This is a genomic window from Arenimonas sp. (assembly GCF_019459675.1).
In the GTDB taxonomy this organism is placed as follows: Bacteria; Pseudomonadota; Gammaproteobacteria; order Xanthomonadales; family Xanthomonadaceae; genus Arenimonas.
Window position 1 is genome coordinate 1 of sequence record NZ_JAIBFH010000031.1, and the last position, 20,673, is coordinate 20,673.

A 20,673-nucleotide genomic window follows, 5' to 3' on the forward strand; every position below is an offset into this window, starting at 1 on the left:
GCGCTGTAGGTGAAGCGCACCGACGGCGTGTCCTGCAGCGGCACCCAGCTGCGGGCGTGGATGGCCTGCGACTGGCTGAACATGAAGGGCGTCTTGCCGCCGGCGGTCATGGCCGGGCTCAGCCACTGCAGGCCCGAAGCCTGGGGCGAGGTGGCGTAGGCGATGCGCACCTGTTCGTACTGGCGCGGCAGGGTGATGGTGAACTTGCTGCCGAAGCGCTCGTCGCGCTGGGCCAGGAGGTAATCCACGGCGCGGAACTTGCGCTTCCCGCTGCGGGCTTCGATGGCGCTGATGGCCAGGTCGCGGGTGTCGAGCACCAGCTCGCGCTGCTGCGGATCGTGCCAGGCCAGGGTCAGCGTGGCGGTGCCCGCCAGCTGGCGCTTTTCGAAGTTGATGGCCAGGTCCAGTTCCAGGTGGCTGATGCTGACCTTGTCGGGCTGGGCGTAGGAGTGCTCGTCGGTGCGCCGGTCCTGGGCCAGGGCCGGCAGGGTGGTGGCGAGAAGGAAGAGCAGCAGGGCAAAGCAGCGCATGGCGGGATCCGGGCGGGTTGACGCTGGGATTCTAGCGCGGGCCGCCCACCCGTGCGCCTGCGCCCGCCCAGCCCCCGGACGGCGGAGAACGGGGCCAGCGGGGCCGACGCGGCTCGCCGGCGATGCAACTGATCCAGGACAAAAGACCCCGGCGGGGTTGGCGTGATAATGGCCCAAACCAACAGGGAAGCGCATGACGATGGAACCTGCCCCGGCCGCCCTCCGCGACCCCCCCTTGATCACCGATGCCGCCGCGCTGGAGGGGTACCTGCAGCTGGCGGCCAACGGCATGAACGGCACGCACCCCCCCCACCTTGCGACGACGAAGGCGCAATGGCTGCGCCTGGGTGATGACGCCACCGAAGTTCAGTACCAGCTGGCAGGCACGCTGGGCCTGCCGCTGGTGCGGCTGGAAGGCATCCATCCAACGGCCGAGGCCAGCGCGCTGATCCGCCCGGAGGTGGCGCGCCGGCTGCGGGCAGTGCCGCTGAGGGTGCATCAGGGCAAGGTCGCCGTGGCCATGGAGGACCCGGGCAACGGCGACACCCTGGCCCAGCTGGACTTCATGTGCCGGCAGCGGGTGATCGCCATGGTGGCCACGCCGCGCGACATCCGCAACGCCATCGCCGAGCACTATGACCGGGTCGAGGACCGCGACATCGCCCAGCAGCTGGGGCTCGACCCCACCTCCCTGGGCCGCGAGTCCAATCCACAGGACATCGAGCGGCTGTCCCGGGAAAAGCCGGTGGTGCGCATCGTCGCGGGCCTGATCTCCGACGCGGTGGCGCGGCGCGCCTCGGACATCCACCTCCGGCCGGGCGAATCGGGCACCGACGTGCTTTACCGCATCGACGATGAAATGGTGCCGGTGCGACGACTGCTGCGCACGCTGCATCCGGCGGTCACCAGCCGCGTGAAGGTGCTGGGCTCGATGAACCTGGCCGAGCACCGCAAGCCGCAGGACGGACGCACCACGTTCGTGCTCGACAACGGCCGCGAGGTCGACCTGCGCATCTCGGTGCTGCCGGCCATCTACGGCGAAAGCGTGGTGATCCGGCTGCTCGACACCAACGAAAGCCTGTGGAGCCTCGAGCAACTGGGCCTGTCCACCGCCGACCGCCAGCGCATCGACGACGTGATGGGCCGCAGCCACGGCATGTTCCTCACCACCGGGCCCACCGGCTGCGGCAAGTCCACCACGCTGTACGCCATGCTGCTGGAACTGCGCAAGCAGCGCATCAACATCCTGACCATCGAAGACCCGGTGGAGTTCTACATCGACGAGATCCAGCAGATGCAGGTGAACCGCGCTGCGGGCTTCACCTTCGCCAGCGCGATGCGGAACTTCCTGCGCCATGACCCCGACGTGATCATGGTGGGCGAAATCCGCGACGAAGAAACCGCGGCCATCGCGGTGGAAAGCGCCCTCACCGGCCACCTGATGCTCAGCACCCTGCACACCAACACGGCCGCCACCACCATAACGCGGCTGCTGGACCTGGGCGTGGAGGCCTACCTGCTGCGCGCCTCGCTGCTGGCGGTGATGTCACAGCGGCTGGTGCGCCTGACCTGCACCCACTGCGCGGAAGTCGAGCCGGTGGACGCGCATGTACGCGGAGTTCTGGGCGTTGGGCCCGACGAGGTGTTCCACCACGGCGTCGGCTGCTCGCACTGCGACGGTCTGGGCGTGCACAAGCGCCGCGCCGTTTACGAAATGATGGTGGTGACGCCCAACATCCAGTCGCTCATCGTCCCGGGCGCGGAGGCCGACACCATCCACCGCGTGGCCATGCAGGAAGGCATGGTGCCGATCACCCAGGCGGCGGTTCAGCTTGCGCGCGAAGGCCTGATATCCCTGGCAGAAGCCTGGCGCGTCCGCGCCGACTGAAGAACGGGGTCAGGTTGTTCGTTCTTCACAGCTTGTAGCCGGAGTGGATGGCGACGATGCCGGCGCTGAGGTTGCGGTAGTCGCAGCGCTCGAAGCCGGCGGCGGCCATCATGGCCTTGAGCTCGTCCTGCGGCGGGTGCTTGCGGATGGACTCGGCCAGGTACTGGTAGCTGCCGGCGTCGTTGGCGAACAGCTGGCCCAGGCGCGGCAGCACCTTGAACGAATGGAAGTCGTACACCGGGCGGAACCACTCGGGCTTGACCTGCGAGAACTCCAGCACCAGGGCGCGGCCGCCCACCTTGAGCACGCGATGCATCTCGCGCAGCGCGTTGGCCTTCTCCGTGACGTTGCGCAGGCCGAAGGCAATCGTGACCAGGTCGAAGCTGGCGTCCGGGAACGGCAGCGCCTCGGCGTTGAGCTGCACGTACTCCAGCCCTCGCACCAGGCCGCGGTCGGTGAGACGGTCGCGGCCCACCGACAGCATGGCGTTGTTGATGTCGCCCAGCACCACCGAACCGGTTTCGCCCACGCGCTCGTGCAGCAGCGCAGCGATGTCGCCGGTGCCGCCGGCCAGGTCGAGCACGCGGTCGCCGCGCTTCACGCCCGAAGTGCCGACGAAGTAGCGCTTCCACACGCGGTGGATGCCCAGCGACATCAGGTCGTTCATCAGGTCGTACTGCTGCGCGACCGAGCTGAACACCTGGCCGACCAGTTTCTTCTTCTCGGCCACCGGCACGTCGCGGAAGCCGAAGTGGGTGGTGCCGGGTTCGGGGGTCTTGTCCATGGGCGGGATTATCGCACCGTCGGGTTCTTGGCACACCTAGGTATGGGCCTCGCCGCGGCAGCGACAGCCCCATGACGCCTGGGCTGCAATAGCGACCAGAAGTTCAGAGGATATCCGGAAGATTCATTGGAGCGATGAAGACACGGGTCTTGCCAACTCTTTTTCCTTCCATCAATAGCCCTGCGTCTGCCAAGCCAAGCAGGTCGCTACGCGCAGTCGCGAAGGCAACCGAGTGACTAGCGCGGTGCGATTCAAACGTGTACTCGAAGCCCGGATGCCGCATCGCGTGAGCCAGGATGGATCTTTGACGATGGTTGAGGTTTCGCTCCGTTCGCATCCTGCGCTCAAGATCTGCAATCTCGCGAGTCTTCCTGTCCAGATAAAGGCGCAGTTCGTCGATTGCCTTTTGCAACGCGCGCAGCTGGTGAATGACGAAATAGCTGGTGTCGTTCTCATCCGTCTCGGTATGCAAGAACGCGTACTTGTATTGTGCTTGGGCTTTTCTCAGAACTCGCGATATTGACAGAAACTCCGCTAGCTCATAGTCCTGATGCAGCATTCCCCAATAGAAAAGTGCACGGGCCGTTCGGCCATTTCCGTCAGCAAAGGGATGGTCATACGCCAGCATGAAGTGAAGGAGCACTGCCCGAACTACTGGATGAAGATAGCCGCCGTATCCGGTTTCGCCATTGGCGAAGGCACAAAGGAGCAGCATCCTTTCTGGCAACTCCACCGCCAACGGCGGGGCGTGGAGTATCGCTCCGTCAACATTGTCGATGACATTGACACGCTGATCCTGCACCCTCTGCACCCGCCCAGCGTCCTGCGGATCGTCCAGGGTCTCCTCGGTGAGGACCCGCTGCAGCTCGCAGATAACCGAGGGCGTGAGAGATTCTCGTTCCTGTCGCCTAATAAAAGCCATTGCACGGTAGTTGTTTACAATCATCTGCTCACTTTTGGTCCGAGGAGGCCTGCCGCTTCGAAGCATGTCGGCAGCAACTTTCCGTGTCGTGCTGGCGCCTTCCATCTGACTGGAAGTAATTGCTTCCTCGATCAAGCCACTGACCAGGTATCTGTCCCTCATCTCGCTTGTCGCAAGCGTCTGGAGCGTATCGCGCCTGCCGCCAAGTGCCATGTCGATCTTGTGAAGTAGCTCTACAATGCAATCGGTCATACCAAACTTGAAAGGGACACCACGCCGGTCCTTGAATGGCAGTTCCCTCAAAGACCCGCTTCGCTTCAACTTCAGCGCCGCCCACCACTCCTCCACGGTGAACCCGTCAGGCGGGGTGCGGTGACGAATCTCATCCCAATGCAGATAGCGGCCATCGTCCAGTTGCGACTGGAGTGCGAACACCTTGGCCAGCCTTCCCGGCTGGGCTTGGAAGAGTTCGGAGAGGGGCGGCGGCGTGAGGGGAATTGCCACAATCGTCCGTCCGTCAATTTCTGTGGAATTGATATTTAGCTGATAATTGGCGAATTATCAATAGCATTGATATTGATACGACAATTCAAGTCAGGCCAACCTGAACGGGCGGCCTATCTTGAACGGTCCGCCGCCGCCAAAGCGGCGATGTAGGTGGCCCAGCGCTCGTCGTGTTCCAGGCCCAGCTGGTGCAGCAGGCGCCAGCTGAAGATGCCGGTGTCGTGGCCGTCGTCGAAGCGCAGCAGCACGCCGTAGTTGCCCATGGGTTCAATGGCCTTCACGCCGACGTTGCGCTTGCCGGCCACCAGCACCTTCTGCCCGGGGCCGTGGCCCTGCACTTCGGCGCTGGGCGACTCCACACGCAGGTACTCCAGAGGCAGGCGAAAGCGTTGGCCGTCGTCGAAGGCTACCTCCAGCGCGTGGGATGCCTGGTGCAGGATGATGTCGGTCGCGCGCGGGTTGGCCATGGCGCCATTCTACGGCGCGCGCAGCTGCTCGCGCAGGGCGCCGAAGCGCCGCAGGCGTGCGCGCGCCTGCGAACAGCGCCACCAGCCGTAGGCGCCCATGGCCGGGAACACCAGCACGTTGACGGCGGCGCCGCCCCACAGGCCAGAAATCCGCCGCAGCGGCCAGTCCGACGCCATCCCGAAAAGCATCACGCCGTAGATGGCCAGCCACAGCGCCAGGGCCGACCACATACCCCAGCGCCAGTAGCGCAGCACCGTGTGGGCACGCTGGATCTCGCGCTCCACCAGCGACAGCGCATCACCGCCGGCATCGGCCAGGTCGCGCCGACGTATCCAGACCATCAGCCCCTGGTAAACCACCAGGAACAGGGCCATGCCGCTGAACAGCAGCGTCTCGACGCGGTCGCTGCGCGGGCTGGCGGCAATCCAGACGCACACAACGATGACCAGCAGCGCGAAAGCAACCTCAACCCGGATCACCCGACGCAGCCCCTGGCTGCGCCGCTCGGCTTCGTCACGGATGGCCTCGATGTCGATCGCCGGCGTGTCCTGCCCCTGCCAGTCGGCGGCCAGCGAGCTCCATTCCTGGTTGTTTTCCATCAGGGTTCTCCTGCCAGCACGGACTGCAGCTGGCGGCGGGCGCGGCTCAGGCGTTGGGTGACGGTGTTTTCTTCCAGGCTCAGGGTGTCGCTGATCTCACGCTGGGAAAAGCCCTCCAGCGCCAGCACGACGACCTGGCGCTGGCCCAGCGGCAGCGCGCGAACGGCGGCCAGCAGGTCCTTGCGGCGCTGGTGGGCCAGGGCGTGATGCAGCGGGCTGGCGTCCGGGTCTTCGTGCACGTCGTGCAGTTCGTCGCCCCGGGCGCGCTTTTCCCGGCCCAGGTGGTCGATGGCGCGGTTGTGGGCCACGCGCGCGGCAAACGTGCGCAACGACGCCTCTCCCCGCCAGCTGGGCAAGGCGCGCCAAACGGCCACGCTGATTTCCTGCAGCAGGTCGTCGCGGCGCGCCGGCTCGGATTCGTAGCTGCCGGCGATGCGCGACAGCATGGGCCCATGCTCGCGCAGCACGGCCTCGATGTCGGTCAGGGGCGGGGTCATGGCCTGTTCCATCGTACCCGCCGCGGCGGCGGGACGAGGGGCAAGTGCGGCGGCGGGCATGTCGGTTTCCATCCGGGGTCGGGGAAACAGTCCCGCCCCGGGCGAAAAACCTGACAGGCCCGGGCGCCGGTCAGAGGATGTAACGGCTCAGGTCCGGGTCCTGCACGGCGTCGCCCAGCTGGGCGTCCACCATCGCCCGGTCCACCATCAGCGACAGGCCGCCCTTGTCGGGGGCCTCGAAGCTGAGTTTCTCCAGCAGTTTCTCCAGCACCGTGTGCAGGCGCCGGGCGCCGATGTTTTCCTGGCGTTCGTTGATCAGGAAGGCGATCTCGGCCAGGCGGTCGATGGCGCCCTCGTCGAAGCCGATGTTCACGCCCTCGGTGGCCAGCAGGGCCATGTACTGGCGCACCAGCGCATTGCGCGGCTCGGTGAGGATGCGCTTGAAGTCGGCCTGGCTCAGCGCCGTCAGCTCGACGCGGATGGGGAACCGGCCCTGCAGCTCGGGGATCAGGTCGGACGGCTTGGCCAGGTGGAAGGCGCCGCTGGCGATGAACAGGATGTGGTCGGTGCGCACCACGCCGTACTTGGTGCTCACGGTGCTGCCTTCCACCAGCGGCAGCAGGTCGCGCTGCACGCCTTCGCGGCTGACGTCGCCACCGCCGATGGCGTCCTTGCGCTTGCACACCTTGTCGATTTCATCGATGAAAACGATGCCGTTCTGCTCACAGGCGGTGATGGCCTGTACGCGGATCTCGTCCTCGTTCACCAGCTTGCCGGCCTCTTCCTCGACCAGCATGGGGCGCGCGGCCTTCACCGCCAGCGTGCGCGTCTGGGCCTTGGCGCCGCCCAGGTTCTGGAACATCGAGCGCAGCTGCTGGCCCATTTCCTCCATGCCCGGCGGGGTCATGATGTCCATGCCGGCCGGGGCCGGGCTGAGTTCGAGTTCAATCTCGCGATCGTCCAGGTCGCCGGCGCGCAGCTGGCGCCGCAGCTTGCTGCGGGTTTCATTGTCGCCCTCGGCCGGCGCGTCGGGAGTGAAGCCGGCGCCGCGGCGCCTGGGCAGCAGCACGTCCAGGATGCGGTCCTCGGCGTTTTCCTCGGCCTGGGTGCGCACGCGCACCTTGGCCTGTTCGCGGAACATCTTCACCGCGCCATCGGCGAGGTCGCGGATGATCTGTTCAACGTCCTTGCCGACATAGCCCACTTCGGTGAAGCGCGTGGCCTCCACTTTCACGAACGGGGCGTTGGCCAGCGCGGCCAGCCGCCGGGCGATCTCGGTCTTGCCCACGCCGGTGGGGCCGATCATCAGGATGTTCTTGGGCATCACCTCGTCGCGCATCGACGGGTCGAGCTGCATGCGGCGCCAGCGGTTGCGCAGGGCGATGGCCACGGCGCGCTTGGCGTCGTTCTGGCCGATGATGTAGCGGTCGAGTTCGCCAACGATTTCGCGGGGCGTGAGTTCGGACATCACAGTTCCTCGATGACGATGTTGTGGTTGGTGTAGATGCAGATGTCGCCGGCCACCTTGAGCGAGGCTTCGGCGATGGCGCGGGCATCGAGTTCGGTGTGCGCCATCAGGGCGCGTGCGGCGGCCAGGGCGTAGGGGCCGCCGGAACCAATCGCAACGATGCCGTCCTCGGGCTCGATCACGTCGCCGGTGCCGGAGATGATCAGCGAAATGTCCTTGTCGGCCACGGCCAGCAGGGCTTCGAGCTTGCCCAGGCGGCGGTCGGTGCGCCATTCCTTGGCCATGTCCACGGCGGCGCGCAGCATCTGGCCGCCGTTGGCCGCCAGCTTGGCTTCGAACACTTCAAACAGGGTGAAGGCGTCGGCGGCGGCGCCGGCGAAACCGGCCACCACTTTGCCGTCGGCCAGGCGGCGCACCTTACGGGCGTTGCCCTTCATGACGGTGTGGCCCAGGGTGACCTGGCCGTCCCCGGCCACCACGACGCGGTTGCCGCGGCGGATGGACAGGATGGTGGTGGCGTGGATGACGTTCGGGTCCATGGCGATTCCTCGGCGTGAACCTCCTTTCTGGGGCCTGGCCCGCGCCCTTGCAACCCGCCCGAGGCGAGGAAAATGGATCAGGTACATTTTCCTGCCGGTGCTTAGGTCAAATACTCTGCGGGCTTGGAATACTTCTACGGTATCGTCCTTTGGGCGGTCGTGATCCGACGGCCGCTTGCGCATGCCACGGAGGCTTCCTGAACCACCTCAGCCCACCCTCGACCCTGCTGGTCAACGCCCGCCGGATCGTCATCAAGATCGGATCGGCGCAGTTGATCGACCGGGTGACCGGGCGGGCCAACATGGGCTGCTTCCACGCGCTTGCCCTGGATATCGCCGGCCTGCGGCAGCGGGGCGTGGAGGTGGTGCTGGTGTCGTCGGGGGCGGTGGCACTGGGTCGGCCGCGCTTGAACCTGCCCGCGTCCCGCAAGCTGCGCCTGGACGAGAAGCAGGCCGCCGCCGCCGCAGGCCAGACGGTGATGATCCAGACCTGGGACCAGGCGTTCACCGCGCACGGTTTCCACGCCGCCCAGGCCCTGCTGTCGCCCTCGGATACCGAGAACCGGCGCCGCTGGCTGAACTCGCGCACCACGCTGGAAACGCTGCTGCAGCTGGGCGCGGTGCCGGTGGTGAACGAGAACGACACCGTCGCCACCGAGGAGCTGCGCTACGGCGACAACGATCGCCTGGCCGCGCGCGTGGCGCAGCTGGTGTCCGCCGACCTGCTGGTCATCCTGTCCGACGTGGATGGCCTGTACGACGCAGACCCGTCGACCCATCCCGGCGCCGCGCACATCCCCACCGTGGACGCGATCACGCCGGAAATCGTCGCGCTGGCCGGCCCGGCGCGCCTTAGCGGCGCCGGCACCGGCGGCATGGCCACCAAGCTGGCCGCGGCCGAGATGGCGATGGCGGCGGGCTGTTCGGCCGTCATCACCCGGGGCGACGGCGAGCGGCCGGTGTCGGCGCTGATCGAAGGCGCGCGCGCCACCTGGTTCCGCGCCTCGGTGTCGCCGGCCAGCGCCAAGCGCGTGTGGATTTCCGGTTCATTGGCCGTCACCGGGCGCCTGCACCTCGACGACGGCGCCACCCGGGCCGTCAAAACCGGCCGCAGCCTGCTCGCCGCCGGCATCAACGCGGTGGAAGGCAACTTCGACCGCGGCGGCGCGATCCGGCTGGTCGACCCCACGGGGCAGGCGTTCGCCACCGCGCTGGCCGGCTACGACAGCCACGAATGCCGGCTGATCGCCGGCAAGCAGTCGGACGCGATCGAGGCGGCGCTGGGGTACCGGCGCGGCGCCGCCCTCGTGCACGCTGACGACCTGGTGCTCGATCCGTGAATCCATCCCTTCCGTGCAGGAGTCATCCATGAGCCACATGACGCCGATGCGCGCCCTGTGCGCCCAGGCCCGCGCCGGCGCCGCCGCGCTGCAGCGGGCGGGCGCCGAGGGCCGCACGCGGGCGCTGCTGGCCATGGCCGACGCCATCCGCGCCGCCGGCCCCCGAATCCTGGCGGCCAACGCCGCCGAAGTCGAAGCGGCACGCGCCAAGGGCGCGGACGCTGCCTTCCTGGATCGACTCACCCTGGACCCGTCGCGATTGAACGCGCTGGCGGACGGCGTGGCCACCGTGGCGCAGCAGGACGACCCGGTCGGCATCGAGCGCCGCCGCTGGCGTCGCCCCAACGGGCTGGAGATCGCCGAAGTCAGCGTGTCGCTGGGCGTCATCGGGGTGATTTTCGAAAGCCGGCCCAACGTCGCCGCCGACGCCGCGGCGCTGTGCGTGCGCGCCGGCAACGGCGTGATCCTGCGCGGCGGCAGGGAAGCCGCCGGCACCGTGTCGGCCATCCTCGCGGCCGGGCGCGCAGGCCGGCGCGCCGCCGGACTCAATGAGGATGCCGTGCAGACACCGCCCGACGCCAGCCGCGAATGGGTCACGGCCATGCTGTCGCTCAACGACGGCGGCGTGGACCTGGTGATCCCGCGCGGCGGCAAGCCGCTGATCGCACACGTGCGTGAACACGCGCGGGTGCCGGTGCTGAGCCACCTGGACGGCATCTGCCATGTCTACGTGGACCGCGACGCCGATCCGGCGATGGCGCGCGAGATCGTGGTGAACTCCAAGATGCGCCGCACCGGCGTGTGCAACGCCGCCGAAACGCTGCTGGTGGACGCCGCGGTCGCCGACAGCCTGCTGCCCGACATTGCCCGGGCCTTGTTGGCGCGCGGCTGCGAACTGCGCGGCGACGAGGCGGCGCGCCGCATCGTTCCGGCCATGTCGGCCGCGACCCAGGCCGACTGGGAAACCGAATACCTGGACGCCATCCTGTCGGTGCGCATCGTCGACGGCCCCGGGGGCGCGCTCGAACACATCGCCCGCTACGGCTCGGGCCACACCGAAGTGGTGGTGACCGAGAACGCGGCTACGGCGCAGGCCATGATCGCCGCGATCGACGCCGCCGTGGTCATGCACAACGCGTCGTCGGGATTTTCCGACGGCGGCGAATTCGGCTACGGCGGCGAAATCGGCATCGCCACCGGGCGCCTGCACGCGCGTGGCCCGGTGGGCGCCGCGCAGCTCACCACTTCAAAATACGTCGTGCACGGCCAGGGGCAGGTCCGCGGCTGAAGCTTGCCGTGCCGCTGGAGGCCCCATGCGCCGCGGCTGTTCCCGGTGCCCGCCGCGGGCGCGACGCAACTGCGGCCCGGCCAATCGCTAGCGCTGCGTCTCCGTCCACGCCGCCACTTCCTGGTCCAGCAGCTCAAGCGGCACGGTGCCGGTGAGCAGCAGCAGGTTGTGGAACTGGCGCGGGTTGAATTTGTCGCCCAGCGCCGCGCGCGCTTCGTCGCGCAGGCGGATGATCTCGATCTGGCCGATCTTGTAGCTGGTGGCCTGGCCGGGGATCACCACGTAGCGGTCGACTTCGGACGGGGGAATGCCGTAGTCGATGGCCTGCTGGCGCGTCCAGCGCTTGGCGTGCAGCCCGGTGTCCACCACCAGGCGACGGGCGCGGAACAGTTCGGCGTCAAGCTGGCCAAGCAGGCCTTCGGGGTCGCCCTCGTACCAGTTTTCTTCCTTCGCGATGCGCTCGGCATACAGCGCCCAGCCTTCGCTGAAGGCGGAAATGCCGCCAAATGCGCGCACCTTCCGGAAGGCGGGCACCGCCGCGTTCTCCACCGACAGGGCAACCTGGAAATGATGGCCCGGCACCGTTTCGTGGTAGACCAGCGTGCGCAGGCCGAACCTGGTGAGTCGGTCCTTGCGCAGCGGCATCTGGTAGACGCCCGGGCGCGATCCGTCCAGCGGCGGCGCGGTATAGCTGGCGGCCGCCGAAGCCCAGCGGTATTCCGGGTAAGGCCGCGCGATCACCGCGCTCTTGGGTCGGATGTCGAACAGCGCGTCGGCGCGCGCTTCGGCGTCGCGGATCATGGTTTCGATGTCGGCCATGATCTGGCCGCGGCCGGCGTCGGTGTCGGGATAGGCAAGCTCGGTTTCAAGCTGTTCGATTCGCGACTTCACCGAGCCCTCGGTGCGGCCGATCGAACGCAGGATGCTGTCCATCTCGGCTTCGATCCGCGCCACTTCGGCCAGGCCGATCGCGTGGATGTCCTCGGCGCTCAGCGCGGTGGACGTGAACTGCCGCAGCCGGTGGGCATAGGCATCGGCACCGTTGGCCAGGCGCCACAGGCCGGCATCGTCGGTGGCGCGCGGCAGCTGGGCCTGCAGCTCGGCGATGGCCGTGCGCCAGGCGGGATAGACACTGGCCTCCACCACCTGCGCCGCTTCCTCCAGCAGCCGCTGGCGCGCCCCCGCATCCACGGCCGCAACGCCGCCGAGCTTTTCGCCCAGGGTCGTCACCAGCGGGTTGGCGGCCGGCTCGCTGGCGATGAACTGCTGCATCTGGGCAATGGTGGCCTGCAGGATGAAGCGCGGCGGCAGGATGCCCTGTCCGGCGCTTTCACGGGCGGCCGCGGTGGCCTCGTTCATGCGGGCTTCGAACAGCCGCAGCCTGGCAAGGTAATTCTCAGCGTCGCGGGCGCTGGCCACGGGGTGGATCACCGTCATCAGGTTGGGCAGGCTGACGTTGGCGCCGTGGAATTGGTTGAGCGGGAACTGAGTGCCGGCATAGCGCTCGCCGTCCACGATCATCTGCAGCTGCCAGCGCATCAGGTCGGCCGAAACGCGCTCGGCGTCGCTCATGCCGGCGCGGTCGAACGCCGCCAGTCCCGCCAGCCCACGCTGCGCGAGCGCCACGGTTTCCTGCTCGAAGGCGTCGGTGTCGGGAGTGATCTGGCGGTCCATGGCGTCTTGCTGCGCGCCGTCGAAGTAGCGGCTTGCCGTGGCGGCCGACGGCTGCCGGCGCATCCATTCGTCGGTGAAGCTGGCGAAGTAGTCGGTGACCGATTCCGCCTGGCGAGCCGGCTGGGACGAGATCGGTACTGCCGATGCTGCCGGCGATGACGTCGGCGCGGACGCACAGCCGCCGACCAGCAGCGTGGCCAGCGCAACGGCGATGCACAGGGAGATAGCGCGGGGACGGGTGCGATGGGGCACGGCGTTGCCTCGTGGGTGGGTCGGTGTTCGAGTATAGGGTGGTCGCGGTCGCGGCGATTCAGGGCTTGCGGCGCGCGCGCGGATGCGCGGCGTCGTAGACCTTGGCCAGGTGCTGGAAGTCCAGATGCGTGTAGATCTGGGTGGTGGCGATGTCGGCGTGGCCCAGCAGCTCCTGCACGCCGCGCAGGTCGCCCGAGGATTCCAGCACGTGGCTGGCGAAACTGTGGCGCAGCAGATGCGGATGCACGCGCTTGAACAGGCCCTGCTGCTGCGCCAGCGCCCGCAGCCGCACCTGCACCGTGCGCGGACTGATGGCCGCACCGGCGCGGCCGGGAAACACCGGCGCGGCGGGGCCGGGGTTGGTTTAATCGCGCCCGGCCTTCAGCGCGTTGCGCGCATGACTGCCCACCGGCACCATCCGCGACTTGTTGCCCTTGCCCAGCACCGTCACCAGGCCATCGGCCAGGTCGAGCGAACGCCAGCGCAGCCCGCACAGCTCCGACAGCCGCAGGCCCGACGAATAGAACAGTTCCAGCATCGCCCGGTCGCGCACGCCCAGGGGGGTGTCGGTGGGAACTTCCACCAGCCGCGTCATCTCGTCGGCGTCCAGCACCTGGGGCAGCTTGCGCGCCGATTTGGGCGCGCGCAGGCCCATCGCGGGATTGAGCTCGGCGGTGTGGCTGCGGTTGAAATGGCGGTAGAAGCTGCGCACCGCCGACAGCCGCCGCTGCAGGCTTTTGCCAGACAGGCCGCCGCGGTGGGCGCCGGCGACATAGCTGCGCAGGGTTTCCTGGCGCAGCGCGCCCCAGCTGTCCACGCCCTGCCCCAGCATCCACAGCGCCAGGTCGGACAGGTCGTGGCGATAGGCCTGCAGTGTGTTGGCCGAAAGCCGCCGCTCCACCGTGAGGTAACCGAGGAAATCCTCCAGCTCGCGCTGCAGCGGTCCGGCGTCGGCCATGGCCTCAGGCCTGCGGGTAGCGGCCCAGGCCGGTGGCCAGCGATTCGGCCATCAGGCGCAGGAACAGCGTGCCCATGCCCGGGAAAAACCGGTTGGCATCGGCACTGCCCACCGTGAGCATGCCGATGCCGGCAAGCGGCAGCAGCACGGCGGACGCCGCGCGGGCTTTTTCCTCGCCGTAAAGCAGCTCCAGCTTGTCATGGTTCAGGCGGCCGCACAGCGGCTCGTTGCCGGCCAGGAAATCGCGGAACGGGGCCAGCGCGGGATCGGCCTCGGGCACTACCTGAAGCCAGTCGGCCGACAGGCCGTCCACCGGCTTGAACAGCAGCACGCGCACCACTTCGCCGTGGAAGTCTTCGCCCAGCACCGCCACCATCGCGCGCAGCGTGTCGGCGGCGCTGCCGGCGCGCATCAGCGCCAGGCTCAGCTGGTGGGTGCGCACGGCCAGTCGCTCGTTTTCCTGGGCGTTGGCGAAGAGTTCGTTCAGGCGGCGGGTGAGCTCGCGATTCTTGTCGCGCAGCACGTCCAGCTGGTAGCTGGCCAGCGACGAAGCCTGGCCTTCTTCCTTGGGAACCACCAGGGACAGGGCCAGGTCGGGGAACTGGCCCAGGAACGCGGGATGACGGCGCAGGAAAGTCGCCACTTCGTGGGCGCCCAGGCGCTCGTTCTTCTCTTCGATCATGGGGGTCTCCGCAGCGGGGATTCGGGCCGGCGTACCGGCATTATGCCGGCCTCAGCCGTATTCGCCCTCGAACACGAACACGGCGGGGCCGGACATCGTGATCGGGGCATCGTCGGCGGGCCAGTGGATTTCGAGCGTACCGCCGGGCAGTTCAACGAAAACATGGCGACCCACCCGTCCCTGGCGCACCAGCACCGCCACCGCCGCACAGGCGCCGCTGCCGCAGGCGAGGGTTTCACCGGCGCCGCGCTCGTAGACGCGAAGCCGGATGCGGTCGGGCGCCAGCACCTGGGCAAAGCCGACGTTGACGCCCTGCGGGAATTCGGCACGCGCCTGCAGTGCCGGCCCCAGCGTGCGCACCGGCGCGTCGGCAGCGCTGGCCACCTCGATCACCGCGTGCGGGTTGCCCATGGAGGCGGCGCCGAATCGCACGGGGCCCTCGGCCAGGGCCAGGTCGTAGTGCGGCGATTCGGAGGGTGCGACGAACGGGATGCGCTCGGGCCGGAACTCGGGGCGGCCCATGGCCAGGGCATAGCTGTTGTCGTCGCGGCATTCCACGTCAATCGGGCCGCCCGGGCTGTCGAGCCGGAACTGGCGGCCGGCCGCGGTGCCGTCGCGTCGCAGCCAGGCCGCCACGCAGCGCGCGCCGTTGCCGCACTGCTGGGCCACGGAGCCGTCGGCGTTCCAGATCCGGTAGCGGGCGACGCAGTCGGGGCGGTTGGCGTCCTCGACGGTCAGCAGCTGGTCGAAGCCGACGCCGGTGTGGCGATCCCCCAGCGCAGCCACCAGGGCCGCATCGGGCGGGCGCAGGCCGCCGCGCAGGTCGATGACCACGAAGTCGTTGCCTGCGCCGTGCATCTTTGAAAACTGCAGCGGGCGGACGCTGTTCATGGGCCAGCGGGCGGCTCGGTCTTCTCGGCCTTGTCGGGCAACACCAGGTCGCCCTTGGTGCCGCAGGCGGCGACCAGGATCAGGCTCAACAGCAGCAGGAACAGTCGGGTGGTCTTCATGCCGCGAGTATAGTCCGGGGCACTGGCCAGGCGAATGGGTGCGTGATGACGATTGCGATGTGGCTGTGGGTGGTGGCGGCGGCGCTGTTCCTGGTGGGCGCCTGGGCTTGGCTGTACCGCACGCGCGGGCCGGCGAAATTGCTGCTGCGAACCCTGGGCACCGTGCTGCTGCTGGCGGCGCTGGGGCTGGCCGGCCTGGGCGGCCTGCTGCGCCAATACGCCTGGCTGCTGGAGGACGTGCCGGCCGCGACGATTTCGCTGCGCGGCGTGGGCCCGCAGCGATTCGAGGCCACGCTGCGCCTGGGCGATACGCCGGCGCGCACGCTGGAAGTGGCCGGCGACGAATGGCAGCTCGACGCCCGCGTCATCCGCTGGACCCTGCCGGCCCAGCTGGGCGGCCTGGCGCCGGTGTACCGTTTCGAGCGCCTGAGCGGCCGCTACACCGACCCGGCCCAGGAGCTTTCCAGCGAACGCAGCGTGCACGACCTGCGCGAGGACTGGGACTTCTGGGAGTTCCGCCAGCGCTGGCTGGCGGACCTGCCGATTGCCGAGGCGCGCTGGGGCAGCGCCGCCTACCTGCCGATGATCGATGGCGCCACGTACCAGGTGTACGTGAGCCCGCGCGGGGGACTGGTGGCCAAGCCGGCGGATACGGCTACCGCGCGGCTGTTGGACGAGGCGGGCTGGTAAGGCCCGGACAACGTACCTGGCACGTGGCTTGGTTGGTCAGTTCGAAGACAGGCCCAAGCGCTCGATCACGAACGCATATTCCTCGGCCCGCTCGCGGTAGCGCTGGAAGCGACCCGACTTTCCGCCGTGGCCCGCTTCCATGTTGGTGCGGAACAGCAGCGGATTGTCGTCGGTCTTCATGGCGCGCAGGCGCGCCACCCACTTGGCCGGCTCGAAGTACTGCACCTGCGAATCCCACAGACCGGTGGTCACCAGCATCGACGGGTAGTCCTTCGCAGCCACCTGGTCGTAGGGCGAATACGACAGCATGTAGTCGTAATACGCCTTGTCCTTGGGGTTGCCCCACTCGTCGAACTCGTTGGTGGTCAGCGGGATGGATTCGTCCAGCATCGTCGTCACCACGTCCACGAACGGCACGTGCGCCACCAGCACGCGGTATTTCTCCGGCGCCAGGTTGGCCACCGCGCCCATCAGCAGGCCGCCGGCGCTGCCGCCCATGGCCGCCACGCGATTCGGCGCGGCCCAGCCTTCCTTGACCAGAAAATCGGTGACGTCGATGAAGTCGGTGAAGGTGTTGATCTTCTTGAGCAGCTTGCCGTCTTCGTACCACTGGCGGCCCATGTCCTGGCCACCGCGGATATGCGCCACCGCGTAAACCGCGCCGCGGTCCACCAGGCTGAACACGTTGGAATTGAAGCCCGGATCGGAGCTGTTGCCGTAGGAGCCATACGAATACTGGTACAGCGCCGCCTTGCCGTTCTTCTCGAAGCCCTTGCGGTACAGCACCGACACCGGCACCCGGGTGCCGTCGCGCGCCGTCGCCCACAGGCGCTCGGTGACGTAGTTGGCCTTGTCGAAGCCGCCCGGCACTTCCTGCTCCTTCAGCAGGCGGCGCTCGTTGGTGCGCACGTTCAGTTCATACGTGCTGGCCGGCGTGGTGAGCGACGTGTAGGTGTAGCGCAGCCAGTCGGTCCCCGGCTCGGCGTTCGTTGACAGGGCCATGGCGTAGGCGCTTTCGTCGGCCTTGACGAAATCCTCCTTGCCGTCGTCCATGCGCATGCGCACGCGCTGCAGGCCACCGGAGCGTTCGGCGATGGCCATGTAGCCATTGAACAGTTCGGTGCCTTCAATCAGCACGTCGGGCGAATGCGGCACCAGCTCCTGCCAGAGGCCGCGGTTGCCCCAGGGCTGGCCGTCGGCCAGGGTCATGATGCGGAAGTTCTTCGCGTCCCAGTTGGTGGTGATCACCCAGCGGCCGTCGAGATGGTCGGCCGAGTATTCGAAGTCGCGCTGGCGCGGCGCCACCACGGCGAACTCGCCCGGCTTGGCTGCCGGCGTGCAGCGCATTTCCGACGACACGGTGCTGCTGACGCCGATGCACAGGTATTCGTCCGAGCGCGTGCGGCTGATGCCCATGTAGAAGGTGTCGTCCTGCTCTTCGTACACCAGCGTGTCCTGGTCCACGGCCGTACCCACCACGTGAGCCTTCACCCGCTTGGTGAGCAGGGTGACCGGGTCGTTCTCGACGTAATACAGCGTGCGGCTGTCGTCACCCCACATAAGGTTGGCCGAGGCGCCGGTGATGGCGTCGGGCAACACTTCGCCGGTGGCAATGTTCTTGACGCGCAGCGTGTACTGGCGCCGGCCAACGTCGTCTTCGGCCCAGGCCACCCACTGGTTGTCGGGGCTGATCTCGAAGTTGCCGACCTGGAAGAAGTCCTTGCCCTCGGCCAGCTGGTTGATTTCGAACAGCACCTGCTCGGGCGCGTCCATCGTGCCCTTGCGGCGGGCGTGGACGGGGTACTCCTTGCCGGTTTCAAAGCGCGTGTAGTACCAGTAGCCGTCCTTGAGGAAGGGTACGCTGGAGTCGTCCTGCTTCACCCGCGCTATGAGCTCGGCGTAGAGCGTTTCCTCGAGCGCCTCCAGCGGCTTGAGCGCCGCGTCGGCGTAGGCGTTCTCGGCGTTGAGGTAGGCCAGCATCTCGGGGTTTTCGCGCTTGTCGTCGCGCAGCCAGTAGTACTCGTCGCTGCGGGTGGCGCCGTGCGGGGCCACCACGTCGTAGGGCTTCTTTGCCGCCACCGGGGCCTCGGGCAGATCGCCCAGGGCCGGGGCGGCGGTGGGCGGCGCAGCGACCGGCGCCTGGGCCTCGGGAGCAGGCGTGCCGCCGCATCCGGACAGGGCGGCGGCAAGTACGGCGGCGGTGAGAGGCAGCAGGCGCGTGGTCATGGCGTTACTCCGCGAAAAGCTTTTGCTTGAGGAAGGTGTAGGCCAGCGCCGACATGTAGGCGGACTGGGCATTGTTCGCAGCGCCGCCGTGGCCACCCTCGATGTTCTCGTAGTAGGTGACGTCGTGGCCCTGCTCAAGCATGCGCGCCGTCATCTTGCGCGCATGGCCCGGGTGCACGCGGTCGTCGCGGGTGGAAGTGGTGAACAGCACCGGCGGGTAGTCCACGTCCTTGCTGACGTTCTGGTAGGGCGAGTACTTGCGCAGGAAGGACCATTCGGCCGGCTGGTCCGGGTCGCCGTATTCGGCCATCCACGACGCGCCTGCCAGCAGCTTGTGGTAGCGCTGCATGTCCAGCAGCGGCACCTGCGAAACCACGGCGCCGAACAGCTGCGGGTAAAGCACCATCATGTTGCCGGTAAGCAGGCCGCCGTTGCTGCCGCCCTGGATGCCCAGGCGCTTGGGCTGGGTGACCTTGCGGGCAATCAGATCCTCGGCCACGGCCGCGAAGTCTTCATAGGCCTTGTTGCGGTTCGCCTTGAGCGCCGCCTGGTGCCAGCGCGGGCCGTATTCGCCGCCGCCGCGGATGTTGGCCACCACGTACACGCCACCGTCGGCCAGCCAGGCCTTGCCCACGCCGGCGCTGTAGCCCGGGGTCAGCGACACCTCGAAGCCACCGTAACCGTACAGCAGCGTCGGATGGTTGCCGTCCAGCTTCAGGTCCTTGCGCGACACCATGAAGTACGGAACCTTGGTGCCGTCCTTGCTGGTGGCGAAGTGCTGGTTGATCTCGTGGCCGGACGCGTCGAAGAACGCCGGCAGCTGCTTGAGCGCCTCGGGCGCCTTGCCGATGCTGCCCATCAGCAGCGACGTGGGCGTGAGGTAGTCGGTGACGGTCATGAAGTAGTCATTGGACTCGTCCGCGTCCACCGCACTGATGCCGACCGTGCCGAACGCCGGCGCACCGGCCAGCGGCTCGCGCTTCCAGCCGTCCTGCCCCGGGGTGAGCACGTAGATGCGGTTCTTGACGTCTTCCAGCACGTTGATGAACAGGAAGTCCTTGGTGGCGCCGCTGCTGGCCAGCGAAGTGTTCTCGCTGGGTTCGAACAGCACGTCGAAATCGCGCTTGCCGGCCATGAACTCGTCGAGCCTGATCGCCAGCAGCGCACCGGCCGCGTGGTCCTTGCCGCCGATGGTCCAGGGCTGGCGCAGTTCAACGGTGAGCCATTCGCGCACCACGCCCTTCTGCGAGCCGTCGGGCAGGTCGAGCTTGGTGAGGTCGCCGTCCTTGCCGCGCAGGTAGAGTTCGTTGGTGTAGAAGGTCAGGCCGCGGTAGACGAAGTCACGCTCGAAGCCCGGGGTATCGTCATGGAAGGCGCCCACGGAGATGTCGGAATCCTGGCCTTCGTAAACCACCCTGGCTTCGGCCATCGGCGTGCCGCGCTTCCATTCCTTGGCGATGCGCGCATAGCCCGAGCTGGTCATCGAGCCGGGGCCGAAGTCGGTGCCCACGTACACGGTGTCGATGTCGATCCAGCCCAGGTCGCCCTTGGCTTCGGGGCGCTCGAAGCCGCCCTTGACGAAGGCGCGGTCGGACACGTCGAACTCGCGCGTCACGGTGGCGTCGGCGCCGCCGCGGGAAAGATTGATCAGGCAGCGGTCGTAGTCGGGGCGCAGGCACTCGGCGCCGCCCCAGACCCAGTTGGTGCCCTCGGCCTTGCCGAGCGCATCAATGTCCAGCAGCACTTCCCACGCGGGCTCGTCCTTGCGGAATTCGGCCAGCGTGGTGCGGCGCCAGACGCCCTGCGGGTTGGTCTTGTCGCGCCAGAAGTTGTAGTAGAACTCGCCCATCTTGCCCACGTAGGGGATGCGGGCGTTGGAGTCGAGGATGGACAGCAGGTCGCTGCGCAGCGCTTCAAATCCCGGGTCCTTGGCCAGCCGTTCCTCGGAGACGGCGTTGCGCGCGCGCACCCAGTCGAGGGATTTTTCCGCCTCGACGTCCTCGAGCCACAGGTAGGGGTCGTCGGTGATCGGGGTGGACATCGTGGGGGCCTGGGCCAGAGCGGAGAAAGAAGCAGAGAGCGCGCCGGCGACGAGCCAGGCGAGGTGGGTGCGACGCATGCGGATTCCCCATCGGTTCAAGACAGACCCAAGACGCTAGCACGCGCCCCCCGCACGCCGCCGTAGGCGCAAAGTCATGGGTGCGGGCGGCAAGGCCCGGAAAACACGCCCATCCGTGGGCCTTCAGGCGCGGCGCAGCTGGGCCTGGCGCACCAGCGCAGGGCGGCGCCGGGCCTGTCCGGCGCCGGAGCGCCGGCGGCGGCGCGGCGCACGGACGAGGACCGTGCGCCAGGCC

17 protein-coding genes and 2 pseudogenes are annotated in these 20,673 nt (G+C 68.0%); 4 read left to right on the plus strand and 15 right to left on the minus strand.

What is annotated here, in order from left to right; genetic code table 11:
- Positions 1 to 530: pseudogene (locus K0M70_RS00975) on the minus strand (aminopeptidase); the annotation flags it as partial.
- 193 nt (positions 531 to 723) lie between these two features.
- On the opposite strand from K0M70_RS00975, the gene K0M70_RS00980 reads away from it, so the two are divergent.
- Positions 724 to 2,418 (plus strand): GspE/PulE family protein, encoded by a 1,695-nt coding sequence (locus K0M70_RS00980; RefSeq protein WP_290778086.1) that lies wholly within the window; start codon positions 724 to 726, stop codon positions 2,416 to 2,418.
- Between the two features lie 25 nt (positions 2,419 to 2,443).
- On the opposite strand, the gene ubiE is transcribed toward K0M70_RS00980, so the two are convergent.
- The 7 genes from ubiE to hslV all read right to left on the minus strand — a co-directional run bounded on the left by ubiE (position 2,444) and on the right by hslV (position 8,199).
- Complete coding sequence (gene ubiE, locus K0M70_RS00985) at positions 2,444 to 3,202, minus strand: bifunctional demethylmenaquinone methyltransferase/2-methoxy-6-polyprenyl-1,4-benzoquinol methylase UbiE (RefSeq protein WP_290778089.1); 759 nt, start codon at positions 3,200 to 3,202, stop codon at positions 2,444 to 2,446.
- A gap of 103 nt (positions 3,203 to 3,305) precedes the next feature.
- Positions 3,306 to 4,628 carry a Fic family protein gene (locus K0M70_RS00990; RefSeq protein ID WP_290778091.1) on the minus strand — a complete coding sequence of 441 codons (1,323 nt, stop codon included), beginning with the start codon at positions 4,626 to 4,628 and terminating at the stop codon, positions 3,306 to 3,308.
- A gap of 113 nt (positions 4,629 to 4,741) precedes the next feature.
- The gene (locus K0M70_RS00995; protein WP_290778093.1) at positions 4,742 to 5,095 is read right to left on the minus strand and encodes a DUF971 domain-containing protein; all 354 of its coding nucleotides are present in this window, start codon (positions 5,093 to 5,095) and stop codon (positions 4,742 to 4,744) included.
- A gap of 9 nt (positions 5,096 to 5,104) precedes the next feature.
- Complete coding sequence (locus K0M70_RS01000) at positions 5,105 to 5,695, minus strand: hypothetical protein (protein ID WP_290778096.1); 591 nt, start codon at positions 5,693 to 5,695, stop codon at positions 5,105 to 5,107.
- On the minus strand, positions 5,695 to 6,192 hold the full coding sequence (locus K0M70_RS01005; RefSeq protein WP_290778099.1) for a sigma-70 family RNA polymerase sigma factor: 498 nt from the start codon (positions 6,190 to 6,192) through the stop codon (positions 5,695 to 5,697). Before K0M70_RS01005 ends, K0M70_RS01000 begins: the two co-directional genes overlap by 1 nt.
- Positions 6,193 to 6,322: 130 nt before the next feature.
- Complete coding sequence (hslU, locus tag K0M70_RS01010; RefSeq protein WP_290778102.1) at positions 6,323 to 7,660, minus strand: ATP-dependent protease ATPase subunit HslU; 1,338 nt, start codon at positions 7,658 to 7,660, stop codon at positions 6,323 to 6,325.
- On the minus strand, positions 7,660 to 8,199 hold the full coding sequence (gene hslV / locus K0M70_RS01015) for an ATP-dependent protease subunit HslV (protein WP_290778105.1): 540 nt from the start codon (positions 8,197 to 8,199) through the stop codon (positions 7,660 to 7,662). The genes hslU and hslV overlap by 1 nt, the downstream gene beginning before the upstream one ends.
- Before the next feature lie 14 nt (positions 8,200 to 8,213).
- Between hslV and proB the strand changes: the two genes are divergently transcribed.
- Both proB and K0M70_RS01025 read left to right on the plus strand, forming a co-directional pair.
- A complete protein-coding gene (proB, locus tag K0M70_RS01020) occupies positions 8,214 to 9,539 on the plus strand; it encodes a glutamate 5-kinase (protein WP_290778108.1) in 1,326 nt (441 codons plus the stop codon).
- A gap of 28 nt (positions 9,540 to 9,567) precedes the next feature.
- On the plus strand, positions 9,568 to 10,827 hold the full coding sequence (locus tag K0M70_RS01025; RefSeq protein WP_290778111.1) for a glutamate-5-semialdehyde dehydrogenase: 1,260 nt from the start codon (positions 9,568 to 9,570) through the stop codon (positions 10,825 to 10,827).
- An 87-nt stretch (positions 10,828 to 10,914) separates the two neighbouring features.
- Here the strand turns inward: K0M70_RS01025 and K0M70_RS01030 are convergent, their stop codons facing one another.
- The 5 genes and pseudogenes from K0M70_RS01030 to K0M70_RS01050 all read right to left on the minus strand — a co-directional run bounded on the left by K0M70_RS01030 (position 10,915) and on the right by K0M70_RS01050 (position 15,403).
- A complete protein-coding gene (locus K0M70_RS01030) occupies positions 10,915 to 12,753 on the minus strand; it encodes a DUF885 domain-containing protein (protein WP_290778114.1) in 1,839 nt (612 codons plus the stop codon).
- Between the two features lie 58 nt (positions 12,754 to 12,811).
- Positions 12,812 to 13,711 (minus strand): annotated as a pseudogene (gene xerC / locus K0M70_RS01035) (tyrosine recombinase XerC).
- Positions 13,712 to 13,715: 4 nt separating this feature from the next.
- Entirely contained in the window at positions 13,716 to 14,390 is a 675-nt protein-coding gene (locus K0M70_RS01040) for a DUF484 family protein (protein ID WP_290778132.1), read from the minus strand.
- 54 nt (positions 14,391 to 14,444) lie between these two features.
- A complete protein-coding gene (gene dapF / locus K0M70_RS01045; protein ID WP_290778117.1) occupies positions 14,445 to 15,284 on the minus strand; it encodes a diaminopimelate epimerase in 840 nt (279 codons plus the stop codon).
- Positions 15,281 to 15,403 carry a lipoprotein gene (locus tag K0M70_RS01050; protein ID WP_290778120.1) on the minus strand — a complete coding sequence of 41 codons (123 nt, stop codon included), beginning with the start codon at positions 15,401 to 15,403 and terminating at the stop codon, positions 15,281 to 15,283. Before K0M70_RS01050 ends, dapF begins: the two co-directional genes overlap by 4 nt.
- A 45-nt stretch (positions 15,404 to 15,448) precedes the next feature.
- Here K0M70_RS01050 and K0M70_RS01055 point away from each other — a divergent pair, with 45 nt between their 5' ends.
- Positions 15,449 to 16,093 (plus strand): hypothetical protein, encoded by a 645-nt coding sequence (locus K0M70_RS01055; RefSeq protein WP_290778123.1) that lies wholly within the window; start codon positions 15,449 to 15,451, stop codon positions 16,091 to 16,093.
- A gap of 36 nt (positions 16,094 to 16,129) precedes the next feature.
- On the opposite strand, the gene K0M70_RS01060 is transcribed toward K0M70_RS01055, so the two are convergent.
- Together K0M70_RS01060 and K0M70_RS01065 are read right to left on the minus strand one after the other, a co-directional pair.
- Positions 16,130 to 18,319, minus strand: a complete 2,190-nt coding sequence (locus K0M70_RS01060; protein WP_290778126.1) for a S9 family peptidase — start codon at positions 18,317 to 18,319, stop codon at positions 16,130 to 16,132.
- A gap of 4 nt (positions 18,320 to 18,323) precedes the next feature.
- Positions 18,324 to 20,438: a prolyl oligopeptidase family serine peptidase gene (locus K0M70_RS01065; RefSeq protein ID WP_290778129.1), complete on the minus strand. Its 2,115-nt coding sequence runs from the start codon at positions 20,436 to 20,438 to the stop codon at positions 18,324 to 18,326.
- Positions 20,439 to 20,673: the final 235 nt, after the last annotated feature.

What these genes read in the sequence shown, in the direction of transcription:
- K0M70_RS00980 (WP_290778086.1), top strand. Translation starts at nt 724, where the DNA reads ATGACGATGGAACCTGCCCCGGCCGCCCTCCGCGACCCCCCCTTGATC.
- ubiE (WP_290778089.1), bottom strand. Translation starts at nt 3,202, where the DNA reads ATGGACAAGACCCCCGAACCCGGCACCACCCACTTCGGCTTCCGCGAC.
- K0M70_RS00995 (WP_290778093.1), bottom strand. Translation starts at nt 5,095, where the DNA reads ATGGCCAACCCGCGCGCGACCGACATCATCCTGCACCAGGCATCCCAC.
- K0M70_RS01000 (WP_290778096.1), bottom strand. Translation starts at nt 5,695, where the DNA reads ATGGAAAACAACCAGGAATGGAGCTCGCTGGCCGCCGACTGGCAGGGG.
- K0M70_RS01005 (WP_290778099.1), bottom strand. Translation starts at nt 6,192, where the DNA reads ATGACCCCGCCCCTGACCGACATCGAGGCCGTGCTGCGCGAGCATGGG.
- hslU (WP_290778102.1), bottom strand. Translation starts at nt 7,660, where the DNA reads ATGTCCGAACTCACGCCCCGCGAAATCGTTGGCGAACTCGACCGCTAC.
- hslV (WP_290778105.1), bottom strand. Translation starts at nt 8,199, where the DNA reads ATGGACCCGAACGTCATCCACGCCACCACCATCCTGTCCATCCGCCGC.
- K0M70_RS01025 (WP_290778111.1), top strand. Translation starts at nt 9,568, where the DNA reads ATGAGCCACATGACGCCGATGCGCGCCCTGTGCGCCCAGGCCCGCGCC.
- dapF (WP_290778117.1), bottom strand. Translation starts at nt 15,284, where the DNA reads ATGAACAGCGTCCGCCCGCTGCAGTTTTCAAAGATGCACGGCGCAGGC.
- K0M70_RS01050 (WP_290778120.1), bottom strand. Translation starts at nt 15,403, where the DNA reads ATGAAGACCACCCGACTGTTCCTGCTGCTGTTGAGCCTGATCCTGGTC.
- K0M70_RS01055 (WP_290778123.1), top strand. Translation starts at nt 15,449, where the DNA reads ATGACGATTGCGATGTGGCTGTGGGTGGTGGCGGCGGCGCTGTTCCTG.
- K0M70_RS01060 (WP_290778126.1), bottom strand. Translation starts at nt 18,319, where the DNA reads ATGACCACGCGCCTGCTGCCTCTCACCGCCGCCGTACTTGCCGCCGCC.
- K0M70_RS01065 (WP_290778129.1), bottom strand. Translation starts at nt 20,438, where the DNA reads ATGCGTCGCACCCACCTCGCCTGGCTCGTCGCCGGCGCGCTCTCTGCT.